The organism is Streptomyces sp. ALI-76-A (assembly GCF_030287445.1).
Classification (GTDB): domain Bacteria; phylum Actinomycetota; class Actinomycetes; order Streptomycetales; family Streptomycetaceae; genus Streptomyces.
Map to the genome: position 1 here is coordinate 354,670 of NZ_JASVWB010000002.1, position 13,131 is coordinate 367,800.

The 13,131-nt window shown below is 69.6% G+C and carries 11 protein-coding genes and 2 pseudogenes; 8 read left to right on the top strand and 5 right to left on the bottom strand.

Going from position 1 to position 13,131, the window contains the following annotated elements:
- Positions 1 to 44 precede the first annotated feature (44 nt).
- Positions 45 to 1,907 carry a lasso peptide isopeptide bond-forming cyclase gene (locus QQS16_RS02255; protein ID WP_286059899.1) on the bottom strand — a complete coding sequence of 621 codons (1,863 nt, stop codon included), beginning with the start codon at positions 1,905 to 1,907 and terminating at the stop codon, positions 45 to 47.
- 26 nt (positions 1,908 to 1,933) lie between these two features.
- The gene (locus tag QQS16_RS02260) at positions 1,934 to 2,044 is read right to left on the bottom strand and encodes a keywimysin-related RiPP (RefSeq protein ID WP_107102704.1); all 111 of its coding nucleotides are present in this window, start codon (positions 2,042 to 2,044) and stop codon (positions 1,934 to 1,936) included.
- A gap of 440 nt (positions 2,045 to 2,484) precedes the next feature.
- Here QQS16_RS02260 and QQS16_RS02265 point away from each other — a divergent pair.
- Positions 2,485 to 2,571 (top strand): annotated as a pseudogene (locus QQS16_RS02265) (IS5/IS1182 family transposase); the annotation flags it as partial.
- A gap of 202 nt (positions 2,572 to 2,773) precedes the next feature.
- A pseudogene (locus QQS16_RS02270) lies at positions 2,774 to 3,457 on the top strand (transposase); the annotation flags it as partial.
- Positions 3,458 to 3,523: 66 nt separating this feature from the next.
- Here QQS16_RS02270 and QQS16_RS02275 read toward each other — a convergent pair.
- Positions 3,524 to 3,952 (bottom strand): VOC family protein, encoded by a 429-nt coding sequence (locus QQS16_RS02275; RefSeq protein ID WP_286059901.1) that lies wholly within the window; start codon positions 3,950 to 3,952, stop codon positions 3,524 to 3,526.
- Positions 3,953 to 4,216: 264 nt separating this feature from the next.
- On the opposite strand from QQS16_RS02275, the gene QQS16_RS02280 reads away from it, so the two are divergent.
- From QQS16_RS02280 to QQS16_RS02310, 6 genes are all read left to right on the top strand, one after another.
- Entirely contained in the window at positions 4,217 to 4,447 is a 231-nt protein-coding gene (locus QQS16_RS02280) for a hypothetical protein (RefSeq protein ID WP_286059903.1), read from the top strand.
- A gap of 435 nt (positions 4,448 to 4,882) precedes the next feature.
- Positions 4,883 to 5,863, top strand: coding sequence for a threonine ammonia-lyase (locus QQS16_RS02290; RefSeq protein ID WP_286059904.1), 981 nt, complete (start codon positions 4,883 to 4,885; stop codon positions 5,861 to 5,863).
- A gap of 25 nt (positions 5,864 to 5,888) precedes the next feature.
- A complete protein-coding gene (locus tag QQS16_RS02295) occupies positions 5,889 to 6,074 on the top strand; it encodes a flavin reductase family protein (protein ID WP_286059906.1) in 186 nt (61 codons plus the stop codon).
- 5 nt (positions 6,075 to 6,079) lie between these two features.
- Positions 6,080 to 6,433, top strand: coding sequence for an STAS domain-containing protein (locus tag QQS16_RS02300; RefSeq protein ID WP_286059908.1), 354 nt, complete (start codon positions 6,080 to 6,082; stop codon positions 6,431 to 6,433).
- Positions 6,430 to 7,365 carry an anti-sigma factor RsbA family regulatory protein gene (locus tag QQS16_RS02305; RefSeq protein WP_286059910.1) on the top strand — a complete coding sequence of 312 codons (936 nt, stop codon included), beginning with the start codon at positions 6,430 to 6,432 and terminating at the stop codon, positions 7,363 to 7,365. Before QQS16_RS02300 ends, QQS16_RS02305 begins: the two co-directional genes overlap by 4 nt.
- A 430-nt stretch (positions 7,366 to 7,795) precedes the next feature.
- The gene (locus QQS16_RS02310) at positions 7,796 to 9,559 is read left to right on the top strand and encodes a hydroxysqualene dehydroxylase (protein WP_286059911.1); all 1,764 of its coding nucleotides are present in this window, start codon (positions 7,796 to 7,798) and stop codon (positions 9,557 to 9,559) included.
- A 299-nt stretch (positions 9,560 to 9,858) separates the two neighbouring features.
- Here the strand turns inward: QQS16_RS02310 and QQS16_RS02315 are convergent, their stop codons facing one another.
- Positions 9,859 to 10,314, bottom strand: coding sequence for a transglycosylase SLT domain-containing protein (locus QQS16_RS02315; RefSeq protein ID WP_286059912.1), 456 nt, complete (start codon positions 10,312 to 10,314; stop codon positions 9,859 to 9,861).
- 443 nt (positions 10,315 to 10,757) lie between these two features.
- Complete coding sequence (locus tag QQS16_RS02320) at positions 10,758 to 13,106, bottom strand: GH92 family glycosyl hydrolase (RefSeq protein WP_286059913.1); 2,349 nt, start codon at positions 13,104 to 13,106, stop codon at positions 10,758 to 10,760.
- Between the last annotated feature and the right edge of the window lie 25 nt (positions 13,107 to 13,131).

The following is a 13,131-nucleotide window of genomic DNA, read 5'->3' on the forward strand; positions in this document are numbered from 1 at the left end:
GGGCCTTTCTGACGTGGGGACGTGGGGACGTGGGGTGGTCAGGCTCAGGGCCGGGAGCCGGGGTGTGGAACGTGGGCGCGGCCACGGGCGAGTCCCCGCAGCCACACTTCGGCGGCGATCGTCGAGTAGAGGATGGCGTCGGACAGTCCCGCGGCAGCGGGCCGCTGGGCGAGACGGCGGAGTTGGGCACCGTCCACCAGGCCCAGCGCCTCCAACCGCGAGCCCTCCCACAGGGCCAGCAGGTCGGCGCGGTGTTCCCGCAGCCCGTTGGAGGCGTCCATGGAGGCCGCCGCCTTGGTGGTCCGCCGCAGACAGGCATCGGGCACGATCCCGCGCATCGCGGCGCTCAGGACGGGCTTGTACCGCCAGGGCGTGACGCGTTCACCGGGGCGCACGGCGAGGCACGCCTCGATGACGCGGTCGTCGAGGAAGGGCGAGGCCATCGGCAGGCCGGTGCGGGCTGCCATGGCGTCCCATTGCCGGATGACGCGGCTGCCGGAGCGGATCTGCTCCAGGTCGCTGTGCAGACCCCGGTCCGGGTGCAGCGGCGAGACCGTCGCCGCTGCCGTGAGCAGTGCCCGACGGGCCATGCGTTCGGCATCGGGGGTCACCCAGTCGAAGAGGCGTGGGGTCATGCCCCAGCCGAGACCTGTCGCGGCGGACGGGGGCAATGGGGCCCGCAAGTGGCCGGCGGAGTCGGCGAGCCACTTCCCGTAGGGCCGGGAGTCGGCGAGCGCGCGGACCGTGTCGGCGAGCGGCCACTGCCACAGCGCCCGGAACCCGCGCAGCTGGCGCAGGGCGAAAGGCGGACGGGTGCGCAGCAGTCGGTGGTAGTACGCCTCGGAGCACCAGGCCACGTGGTCACCACCGATGCCGGTGAGGTGCAGCCTGCTGCCGCGGGCGGCGAGGCCGGGCAGGTGGTGCAGGACCCGGGAGCGGTCCATGACGCCGATGGTGGGCTCGTCCAGGAGGTCGTCGATGTCGAGCAGGTCCTCGTAGACCAGCGGTGACGCGTCGGCGTCCCAGACCACGTGCTCGACGTCCGGGAGGTGCTTCATCGCTTGTTCGGCCCAGTGCAGGTCGGTGTCCGCCGGGTCGCGTCCCGGCCACGTACTGGCCACCACGCGGGCGGGGCTGCGGTCGGCGAGAAAGCAGACGGAGGTGGAGTCCAGCCCGCCGGACAGGTCGCAGCTCACCACGCCGCCCTGCCGCGTACGTGCACCGACGGCCTCCTGAAGTGCCGTCCGGATCAGGGGCGCCGCCTCGGCGAGCGGCCGGACCGGCTCCGGCGGTGTCCACCACCGGGTGTGCCGTACGGTGCGCCCGTTCGCGGCGACGACCACGGCGTCCTGCGGAGCGACGGCGGTGACCGCACGCCACAGGGACGTCTCGAACAGCGGATACGGAGCGGGCCACAGCAGCCGCGCCGCCAGTTCCTCCACGTCGGGGTCAAGGCCCAGGACCGCGGCGAGCGTGTCGGCACGGGTGGCCGGCACCCGCACGCCCTCGATCTCCGCGTGGAAGACCAATCGCAGTCCGGAGGCAGTGCCCTGAACCCTGACCTGTCCGTCGAGGACACCGATGAGGTGGAAACTGCCGGGGAGGGAGCGGGCCAGTGCGTCGAGCTGCGCGAGATCGCGCAACCGTGCGGCGCGGCGCCGCAGTTCGACGGTGTCGATGGGGCAGCAGCCGACGACGGCCACGGCGGCACCGCCCGCGTTCGCGATGACGATCTCATCGTCGTGCCAGTGGCCTACCAACCAGGGCCGCCCCGACGCATGGGCGAGGGTCCGGCTTCCGGGGCGGGCGAAGGAGCGGGCCACGGCGGCCGCGTCCTCGTGGTCGGTGAAGACCGCGAAGTGCGCGGCGCCGGGGCCCGTCCCCGCACTTTCGTGCAGTTCAGTCATGACGTCGGGTCAAGGACCGTCGGTCGTCAGTTCTTGCTCAGGATCAGCCGGTCGTTGCCGGAGCGTCCCAGGAGCCCCGTCTCCTTCCGGAAGGTACCGAGCCGGACGAGCGTCGGTGCCTCGTAGGCCTTCTTCATGACTACTCCTCACACACGGGTTTCCGTCCACCTCCCTGAGCGACGGCCCCGGGACTGTCCGGTGCGCTGTCGGTCCACCGGAGCTCATCGGGAGCCCCGGCCAGGAAGTGGACGCAGCACCCAGCTAGCTGCAGAGAACGAACCGCTGGCAAGAGCATGATTAAAGATCGCATGATGCGATTACTCCGAATCAGGCGAAAGACGCGCCCCTCTGCCAGAGGTTGCTCTCACCATGGCGTCACTGTGGGTCTCGAAGGTGCAGCCGTCTGAAAAATCGTTTCTACCTTTGGTCCCGCGGTTGTCCGAGCCTCCTCCCGGACGCGCCCGACGGCGGCGGTGGGGGAGCGGCGCCGGGCGCACTTCTTGTCCCTGGCCACGCGCCTCTTGGCCATCCCTAAGCCTGTCCCGCAAGTGCCGGCCACGGGTCAGATGATCTTGATGTGGCTGGTGTGATCACGGCGTCGGAGTCGTCCTGGATACCCCCGTTTACGGGGCTGAGCCTGCGCCGTTTCGGGAAGTTGGTGACCTCGCTACCAGATGGCGTCCCGCCGGGTGGTGTAGCCGATCAAGGCCTCGGAATCCGCAGGTCTGGGACGGTGACTCCGCCGGACCGGGTGTTCAACTCACCTGAACAGGGCGCCTCTTGGACGGCCGCCTCTACGGAGATCGTCAGGGGTCTCGTACCGGAACGCGTAACGCTTGATCCCCTACACCACGACTCGGGACACGACCTCGCTACGCCGCAAGGGAGTGGACGCGGTCCGCAAGGGGCGACCGTGGGGACTTCCGCTGGAGGACCGGGTGCTGCTTGTTACAGCGTATCGGCGCACGAACTTGACGATGCGCCAGCTTGCCCCGCTGTTCGGCGTCTCCAAGTCGGCCGCGAACCGGATCATGGACCAGCTCGGTCCACTCCTCGCACTCCAGCCCAGGCAGCGTTTCGCGAAGGGCACCGTACTCATCGTGGACGGCACCCTGGTGCCCACCCGCGACCACACGATCACTGAACAGTCCAAGAACTACCGGTACTCCACTGACCATCAGGTCGTCATCGACGCCGACACCCGACTCATCGTCGTAGTCGGCCGGCCTCTGCCAGGCAACCGAAACGACTGCAAGGCATGGGCGGAATCCGGGGCAAAGGCCGCAGTCGGCAACACCCTGACGATCGCCGACGGCGGCTGTCCGGGCACCGGACTTGTGATGCCCCACCGCCGCCGGGCTGGCGAGGAACTGTCCGACTGGAAGAAGGAACACAACCGCTCGCACAAACAGGTCCGTGCCCGCGTCGAGCACACCTTTGCCCGGATGAAGACCTGGAAGATCCTGCGGAACTGCCGTCTGAAGGGCGACGGCGCGCACTACGCCATGCTCGGCATCGCCCAGCTGTACAACCTCGCCCTCACGGGGTAACTACCGCCCCCAGCGCGGTCAGCGCCAAGGGGAGCGGCCTCCCACCTCGTCGGCTCGAAGGAGGCATCAGTCGATGCAGAACTCGTTGCCCTCGATGTCCAGCATCGGGATGCAGGCATCATTGCCGTCGTACAACGTCTGCACGTGTACTGCGCCGAGCGGCTCCAGGCGCAGGCGTTCAGCCTCAAGTGCGGCGAGACGCTCTTCCCCCACGAGGCCGGTGCCGACCCGTACATCAAGATGCACCCGGTTCTTGACAGCCTTCCCCTCGGGGACGCGCTGGAAGAACAGTCGCGGGCCCACCCCTGAGGGATCTATACAGGCGAACCATGAATCCTGCTGCTCAGAGGGCTGCGAGCGCTTGAAATCGTCCCACGTCGCAAACCCCTCCGGTGGCGGCGGTATGACGTACCCCAACACCTCGCACCAGAAGCGAGCTAGGCGCTCCGGTTCCGCGCAGTCAAACGTGACTTGGAACTGCTTGATCGAAGACATCGGCGCACCCTACCAAGGGGCGCTGCCCCTCATTCCCCAGGTGGACCCGCAGGCTATCGAGAGGCCCCAACCCCACCGAGACCACCCTCACGCCAATGATCAGTTACGGGACAAGTTCAGCCGCCCGGTCAGGATTGCGCGACGGTGAGCCAACCGCACGGCCGGCCGCTGGGCGCAGGGTGTGCCCCACTCGAGAGCCACGCCTGGCGTACAACTCGCCTGCTCCCTGCTCGCAGGTGCTGCCTCTGAGGCCCAAGCCGTCGCGTGACCGCCCCGCTCATGGACCGGGGCTGCGCCATGGGGGCTCTGATCGATGTCAAGACGGCCGACGGGCAGATGTGGGACTGGGACCCCAACCTCTGCTGCACCGAACACGCCCTGGCCCCACTCGGGCTGTCGCTGGCCGAGTGGATCACCCACTGGCTGCGCGACACCATGCCCGACGGTCCTTGTCCGCAGCGTGAGTTGTCCGGCATGAACTGCGCCGCACGCTGATCAGGCTGCGAGCTGGCATCCGTCCTGGTTTGAGCCCTCGTGAATGCACTGACGTTCGTGAGCGAGAGGGAAGCGCCAACACCCGTCGAGGTCGCCGTTGCTGATCAACGCGTGGAGTTTGAGGAAGGCTCCGGCACCGGCGAGGCCCCAGCGGGCGTCGGTGATGCCGAGCCGGTCGGCGATCAGGTGTCGGCAAGCTCCTTCGATCACTTCCGTCGCGATCGGCCAGCCGGCGGTGAGCGGTGGACGAGGCTCTGGCCCGGGTGAGCGGGGACGGGTTTGCCCAACTGATGTTGCCCCCGGTTCGACACCTGTGCCGTCGGCGAACCGCTGAACGCCCCGAGGAACCCACCCCAGCGTGAGAGGCCTGGACTGACGTGTGAATCGTGCGAGTTGCTCATGGGACCTGTGCCGGTGGGGCTACGCTGCTGTGTCGTGCAGAAGACGCGTCTCGACACTGCTCGGATCCGGGCGGCTCGCCGGACAATCGACCCGGTCTTTCTCGACACTCCGCTGTACCGCTGCGATGCGCTGGAGCCAGTCCTCGGGTGCGTGGTGAGCATCAAACTCGAAACGGCGAACCCGGTCCGCAGCTTCAAGGCCCGCGGCACCGAGGTCGTCGCGAGCCTGCTGGCCGGCAGTGCCGCGCGAGCCGCGGTGTGCGCGAGCGCGGGCAACCTCGGCCAGGCCCTCGCGTGGTCCGGTCGCGGCCGGGGGCTCGACGTCACCGTCGTGGCATCCCGCTTCGCGACCCGGGCCAAGCTCGACCGCATCCGCGCATGGGACGCCCGGCTGGAGCTGGTGGACGGCGACCACGAGTTGGCTCGCGAGCGGGCGGCGGCCATCGCACGGTACGAAGGCATCCGGCTGGTCGAAGACAGCCTGGACCTCGAGACCTGCGAGGGTGCGGCGACCATCGGCCTGGAACTGGTGGACACCGCGCCGTCGTTCGACACGGTCCTGATCGCCCTCGGCGGCGGGGCCCTGGCCACCGGCGTGGGTCATGTGGTGAAGGCATGGGCACCCGAAGTCGAGGTCATCTGCGTCCAGCCGCTGGGCGCACCGGCGATGACCCACTCATGGCGCCAACGCCGTGTCGTCACCACCGACTCGACCCACACCATCGCTGACGGTGTCGCCGGCCGGCGTCCCATCCCGGCCGTCCTGGACGACCTCCTCCTGATCGCCGACGACGCCGTCCTGGTCCGGGAGACGTCGATCATCGCCGGTATGCGGATGCTCCTCGACCACGCCGGCCTCGTCGTCGAACCCTCGGCCGCGCTCGGCATCGCGGCGATCCTCGAAGACCGCGACCGCTTCACCGGCCGACACGTGGTCACCATCGTGTGCGGCAGCAACGTCGACGTGGACGCCTACCGCCGCTGGATCGGCGCGGATCTCCTCCACAAGTCCTGACCATTGCTCCTCCACAGCGGCGGGAATGCGGCCCTGCCGCGCCCCCGTCCGCTCACTCGCAGCGGCGGCCTTCCTCGCCTGCCGCCTGGCACGGACCGTGGAGATCGCCGATCACATCCTGCTGGTCGGCAGCCCGCTGAATGCCGACCACGACGCCGCCGCGGCACCGTTGGTCCTGCACCGACGCCGCGAGCACGTCCTGAACGGCTGAGGTCAATGCACGGGACCGGCGGCGTGGGCGGGCCCGCCGCGGCGGTGCCCGGGAGGGCTGCGTTGGAGGTGAGCCCGTTGCCAGGTCGTTCCGGGATACGTGCCCGCGGTGAGATCAGCGCCCTCACCCGCCCCTCCTGGGAGCAGGCCCTGTCCGAGCTGGCTGGGCGGCACGCGGGTGTGTCGTACGTGGAGCTGTCGGATGTGGCGTTCGTCGACGTGGCCGGGGTGAGCGCGCTGGCGGTCACCGCCATGAGCCTGCCCGACGGGAGGGTTGTGGTCGAGAATCCCCCGCCGCAGCTGCCACGGGTTCTGGAGATGTTCTGGCCGGGCCTGGACCGGATCGAGGTGGCTCTGTGACGAGCACGGTGACCACCCGCGAGGCGTTCGTGCACCCTGCCCTCTTCTACCGCACCGAGCAGGAGTACACGCGGCAGACGACGGCCTTCCTGCGCGAGGGCCTGGCGGGCGGCGAGCCGATGGCCGTGGCGGTACCCGGCCCCAACCTGGAACTGATCAAGACAGGTCTGGGCGGGGACGCCGAGGGCATCCTGTTCCTGGACATGACCGAGGCCGGCCGCAACCCGGGCCGGATCATCCCCAAGGTGCTGCGCGGATTCGCCGACGCCCACCCGAAGGGGCGTGTGCGGATCATCGGCGAGCCGATCTGGGCCGGCCGCAGCGCGATCGAATACCCGGCGTGCGCACAGCACGAGGCGCTGATCAACGCCGCGTTCGAGGGCCGGGCGGTGACGATCCTGTGCCCCTACGACGAGGTACGGCTGGACCCGCAGGTGATCGCTGACGCGAAGATCACCCACCCGACCCTCATCAGCGGTGATGGGCGTGAGTCGGTCAGCGACGCCTACGACTGGCAGGCGGTCGTCGACCGGTACAACCAGGCACTGGCTCCCGCACCGGACGCCGCGGCCTTCTCCTACGGCGGGGAGGACCTTCCGTCCGTACGCCGGTTCGCTCTCGCTCAGGCCATGCGGCTGGGCATGACCGGGGAGCGGCTGATGGACGTGGAGCTGGCGGTCGCGGAGCTGACGACCAACAGCGTGGTCCACGGCGGAGGCCACGGGACACTCGCCATCTGGGCCGAGCAGGAGCAGCTGGTGTGCGAGGTCCGCGACGCGGGCCGGCTGACCGATCCGCTGGCCGGCCGCCGCCCGCCGGAGCCCGGCCAGCTGGGCGGCCGAGGCCTGATGCTGGTCCACTACGTCGCCGACCTGGTACGCATACACACCGACGACGACGGCACGACCGTGCGCTTCTACCTCAGTCTCTGACAACGCGGGCGGGCGGCTGCCCTGTCCGGGTGGCCGCCCGCCCCGCTCCCACCCCGCTCCCGCCCCGCTTCTGCTTCCCCTCCGCAGCGATCTGCGATTCCTGGCCGGCCGGGCCCGGCCGGCCAGCGAGACACGGGGAAGTCATGCCCCGAGCGGGACACGCGGCCACGTCGCTGCCCACCGCGGCCTCACCGTGGCCGACGGCTGGCGGCCCCCGGCCGTGGGAATGCGCGTGTCAGAAAACGTCCCCGCCTTCTGGCACGCGACGGAGCCTCAGGCCGACCAGGAATGCCTTGCCGCACGCGGTCGGGTGGCGTCGTGGTGATGCCGCATCAAGCCAAAGTGATCCCCACTCCGTCGGCCGCCTTCCGGGATCGGTGCGTCGCTCCTATCCTCGTGCGCCAAGGGTTACCAAGGGTAAGGGATGGCGATGAGCGTCACCACGCGCAGAGGGTTCCTGGGTACAGCTGTGGCCGCCAGCGGCGGAGTCACCCTCGGAAGGCCCCAGCGGGCCGCGGCCCGGAGCGGCGCCGCACCGCGAACCGTGGCCGTACTGGGCGGGGGCGTCGCCGGGCTCACGGCGGCGCACGAGCTCGCCGAACGGGGCTTCCAGGTCACGGTCTACGAACGCAAGGCGCTGGGCGGCAAGGCTCGCAGCATGGACGTGCCGGACAGCGCCGCGGGCGGCCGGGACCCGCTGCCCGGAGAGCACGGCTTCCGCTTCATCCCGGGGATCTATCACAATCTGCCCGACACCATGCGGCGCATCCCCTTTCCCGGTAATCCCAACGGTGTCCACGACAACCTCGTCGCTCCCAAGGAGATGCTGTTCGCCCGGTCAGGTGGTCGCGAGGACATTCGGATCCCGCTGCCCTGGCCGGACAGCAGCCCGGCCGAGCTCACCCCCGACGAGATCCGCCGCGCCATCACCTCGGTCCTGGACACCGCCTTCAACCTCCCTCTCCACGAGGCCCTCTACTTCGCCAACCGCTTTCTGGTCTTCCTCACCAGTTGCGACGAACGCCGCGACAACGCCTGGGAACAGATGCCGTGGTGGGAATTCGTACGAGCCGGGCAGATGTCGTACGACTACCAGCGGATCCTCGCCGTCGGCATCACCCGCAACATCGTGGCCACCAAGGCCGAAGAGGCCAGCACCCGCACGGTCGGCACGTTACTGGAGGCGTTCGCCTTCAACCTCCAGGGGCGGGGCGCGGACGGACCGCTGGACCGGATCCTCAACGCGCCCACCAACGAGGCCTGGATCGACCCCTGGGTGACCTATCTGAAGTCGGTCGGGGTCGAGTTCCGCATCGGCTGGACCGTACGGGACCTGCCCCTGGAAGCGGGCCGGATCGCCGGGGCTGTCGTGGAGGACCCGGTGGGTGCCCGCCGGACCGTCACGGCCGACCACTACATCTCGGCCATGCCGGTCGAGCACGCCCGCCGCACCTGGAACTCCGCGGTGCGCGCCGCCGATCCCCAACTGGCCGCGTGCGACCGGTTGGCGACGGACTGGATGACCGGCATCCAGTTCTATCTGACCGAACGGACGCCGATCCTGCACGGCCATCTCGACCTCATCGACTCCCCGTGGTCGTTGACCGCGATCGCCCAGGCCCAGCACTGGCCGGGCCACGACTTCCCCGCCGACTTCGGTGACGGAACGGTCGCGGACTGCCTGTCCGTCGACGTCTCCGAGTGGGACCAGCCGGGCATCCTGTACGGCAAGACGGCCAAGCAATGCACCCGGACCGAAGTCGCCCGCGAGGTGTGGGCGCAGTTGCAGGCGGCGCTCAACGACAGCGGCCGTACGGTTCTGAAGGACTCCGTGCTGCATTCCTGGTTCCTCGATCCGGCCGTGACCGGACTCGGCACCCCGAACCCGGTCAACGAGGAACAGTTGCTCATCCACCCGACGGGAACCTTCCACCACCGTCCGCAGTCGGCCACGAAGATCCCCAACCTCTTCCTGTCCGGTGACTATGTGGCCGTCCCCATCGACCTGGCCACCATGGAAGGCGCCAACACCTCAGCCCGGCAGGCCGTCAACGCCCTGCTGGACGAGATCGGTTCGGCCGCCGAACGATGCACCATCACCCCGCTGTACCGGGCCCCCGAGCTCGAGGCGCTCAAGCGCCATGACCGCACCCGATACCGCCTCCGCCTGCCGAATCTCTTCGATGTCGGCTGACAACACCTCAGTCCCTTCCCCAGGGCGGGAAGAGCCTCGACCCGGCCGCGCTCACCGGGGTGGCCTGCGCAGAGGAGCACGAAGGGATCAGCCCGACGACATCTGGACCTGTAAGCGCGCATGGACGCCACAGGGCGGACAGGATGATGCGGCCCAGCCTCGACAGTTGACGCCGGGGCCTCCGACGACGCGGGGGCGGACAGATCACGCGGTCGGCCCTCCGCCGACACACGTCCTGCGGGCACTGTCGAACACGGGCGGAGCGAACCCGTCTTGCGGGAAGCGACAAACGCGACTGCTCAACCCGCCACGGCGTCGCGCGGCCCGCCCCCGTCCGCCAAGACCTCGGCGGCCCGGCTCCGGTGTGCACGGAATCGGCGCAGGTACGACCGTGCCATGGGGCCCGGCGGGACCCCCCGGGCGAAAGCTCGCATGTTGCGTTCGCCCGCGTTGTAGCCGAGGGCGAGGAGTTCCTCGCGGGTGTAGCGGCGCACGTGCCGCTGTGGAAGCCTCCGCTCGAGGTCCTTCAGGTGCAGGGCCGCCACGTGGACGGCGAGAGCGGGGTCGTCACGAAGGTCGCGCCACCGCTGCGGCAGACCGTGCGTCCGCCGAACCTGCTCGAAGGTCGCACGGTGCATGTTGGCCACTCCGAAGGCAGCCTCGGCCTTCCACCACTGCCACAGCCGCTCCAGCAGCGGATGGTGCGGCTTGTACGCCTCATTGTGGAGCACGGTCATCACCAGCAGAGGTGACACTCCGGCCTCCGTGGCGCTGCGCACCACACACGCGACGTAGTCCGCCGGATCATAACCGCCGGGCCGCAGCGGTGGCGTTCGGACGCCACCGCTGCGGCCCGGCGACGGGAACCGTTGCTTCGGCGCCCCCCTCGATCGCCCGGCCATCCTCACTCACCCTTTCCCTGCCGCCCGCCCTCGCCCGGAGGCCAGAGCGTCCATCATCCTGAGGTGCTCGTGCCCACGCCACCCGACGTCAATCCGACGCGACATTCCCCACCGTCTCGCGCCCCACAGCCGAGCCCGCGATGGACTCGGGAAGCCCCGGGCGAAGCCACCGCGGCGGCGCGCGCTCCCGCGCAGCCTGACCCTGCGGAGTGAGACCACCGCCCTGAAACACCTCATGGTTACGGCGTACCGCAGGGATCAAGCAGGGTCAGCCGGACTTCAAGAGGCGTCCGGTGTCACTTCAGCGCAGGTGGCGCCGCCTGCGCGGTCGTCCCCCACTCCGACGGACGCGGGCCCACGGTGAAGGTGAGGGAGCGGAGGGAGCGCAGGGCGTCGGTCGTCAGGTAGGTCCGGTCGTAGGCGGTCCCGTCCGTGCGGGCCGACTGGATGTAGCGGTCGTCCACCGAGGTGCCGGGTGCCGTCACCGTCAGGCCGCCGCGTGGGTAGTAGCGGCGGTCGAGCGTGAGATCGACCCGCTCGAAGACGGGCGTGGACAGGCCCCACGTGTCATGGCCGGGCTGTACCGGGAAGATCCCGATCGACGACAGCACGTTCCAGGCGGACATCGTCCCCAGGTCGTCGTTGCCGGTCATGCCGGTCGGCGTGTCCGTGAAGAGGGTCAGCGCGGCGTGCACCACGTCGGTCGTCTTCCACGGCTGGCCCGTCGACAGGTAGGTATACGGGGCGATGAGGTCGGGCTCGTTCTGCGGGTTGTACTTGTCGGCGTTGTAGTAGTCGTACGGGCCGTTGACCCACACCTCACGGGCCGTCTTCGCCGGGTCCTTCAGCAGCTGCTCGTAGGCGAAGAAGGAGTCCAGACGGTCGTTCGCGGCCTGCGTGCCGCCGATCAGGTCGATCATGCCCGGCAGGTCCTGCGGCACGAGCCACTGGTACTGCCAGGCCGTGCCCTCGTGGAAGCCCTCGCTCCGCGCCGGGTCAGCCGGCCCCGCGAAGGCCCCGGAGGCGTCACGGGCCCGGAAGAAGCCGGTCGAGGCGTCGAAGATGTTCCGGTAGCTCTGCGATCGGGCGGCGTACCGCTCCGCGTCCACACGGTGTCCGAGATCCCGCGCCATCTGGGCGAGCATCGCGTCCGACAGGGCGTACTCCAGGGTCGCCGAAGCCCCGTGGTCGTAGTCCGAGTCGCCCGGCTTCACATGCGGGCGGCCCTTGACGTACGGCGCGAAGCCGTGTGCGAGGTACTCCTTGTTGGCCTCGCGGCCCACGGCCGGCGAGTCGGCGGGCGGCACGTCGTCGGCGTTCTTCTTCAGGGCGCGGTATGCCTGCTCCTCGTACCCCTGGAGCAGCCCTTGCTGATAGGCGTTGGTCAGGAACGGTGTGACCGGGTCCCCGGTCATGATGTTCGTCTCGACCGTGCCGTAGCCCCACTTGGGCAGCCAGCCGCTCTCCTCGTCGATCTTGATCACGGAGATCGCCATGTCGCGGGCCTCGCGCGGCGCGAGCAGCGTGAGGAGCTGCGACTGGGTGCGGTAGGTGTCCCACAGGGACCAGTTCTGGTAGTAGGTGAAGCCCTTCGCGCGGTGGATCCGCTGGTCCCAGCCGGTGTAGCGGCCGTCGGCGTCGCTGCCGATGTCGGGTGCCAGGAACGACCGGTACAGAGAGGAGTGGAAAGTGCGGCGCAGGCCGTCGCTGCCGCCCTCGACGCGGACGTCGCCGAGCCGGTTCTCCCACGCCCGGCCGGCTGCGCCACGGACGGCGTCGAACGAACGGCCGCCTTCGGCACGGAGGTTGACCGCGGCACCGCGCGCGTCGACGTAGGAGAGGGCGGTGGTCGCCTCGACGGTGCGGTCCTTGGACGTGTCGAAGCGGAGGTAGGCGCCGTCTCGTCCGGTCTTCGAGCCCGCCGTGACGGCGCTGCCGTCCCAGGTGCCGTACGCCGTGAACGGCCGGTCGAAGCGGGTGATCGTGTACACGGTGTACGGCTTGGTGTCCTGACAGAAGCCACTGCCCTCGATGGCGGTGCGCACGGTCCGGTTGTCGAGGATCTCGACCTGGGTGGAGACCTTCTTGTGCAGCGACTGGCCCGCGTTGAGCAGGACGTTGGCCTTGTCGGTGGCGGGGAAGGTGTAGCGCTGCACTCCGGTGCGCTCGGTCGCCGTCACCTCGGCGTCGATGCCGGAGCCGAGGCCCACCTTGTAGTAGCCGGGGCTCGCCTCCTCGTCGTCGTGGCTGAACTCGGCCGCGTATGCGGCGTAGTCCGTCTCGGTGACCTCACCCGTGGTCGGCAGCACGGGCAGGTCACCGCCCAGGCCGCAGCCCACGCCGGAGAGATGGACCAGGGAGAAGCCGCAGATGCGGCTGTGCGAGTAGTCGTAACCGGTGTTGTGACCGGTGTCCGGCGAGAACTGCACCATGCCGAAGGGCACGGCGGCACCGGGATAGGTGTTGCCTTCGTTCTCAGTGCCGATGAACGGGTTGACCAGATCGGTGAGTCGGGCGTCGCTCGGCTGGGCGGCCTGGGCGGCCGGAGCGGCGAGCAGCGCGGAGGCTGTCACCGCTCCTGCCACCACAGGCACAGGCACAGGCACAGGCGCAGGCGCAGGCGCAGGCGCAGGCGGCGGGTCCATCTCATGTCGGAAGACCTCCGGGGGG

Bases quoted from the DNA above. Each gene is read 5' to 3' on its own strand.
- QQS16_RS02255 (WP_286059899.1), bottom strand. From the start codon at position 1,907: ATGACTGAACTGCACGAAAGTGCGGGGACGGGCCCCGGCGCCGCGCAC.
- QQS16_RS02260 (WP_107102704.1), bottom strand. From the start codon at position 2,044: ATGAAGAAGGCCTACGAGGCACCGACGCTCGTCCGGCTCGGTACCTTC.
- QQS16_RS02275 (WP_286059901.1), bottom strand. From the start codon at position 3,952: ATGTCTTCGATCAAGCAGTTCCAAGTCACGTTTGACTGCGCGGAACCG.
- QQS16_RS02295 (WP_286059906.1), top strand. From the start codon at position 5,889: ATGCGGCCCTGCCGCGCCCCCGTCCGCTCACTCGCAGCGGCGGCCTTC.
- QQS16_RS02300 (WP_286059908.1), top strand. From the start codon at position 6,080: ATGCACGGGACCGGCGGCGTGGGCGGGCCCGCCGCGGCGGTGCCCGGG.
- QQS16_RS02310 (WP_286059911.1), top strand. From the start codon at position 7,796: ATGAGCGTCACCACGCGCAGAGGGTTCCTGGGTACAGCTGTGGCCGCC.
- QQS16_RS02320 (WP_286059913.1), bottom strand. From the start codon at position 13,106: ATGGACCCGCCGCCTGCGCCTGCGCCTGCGCCTGCGCCTGTGCCTGTG.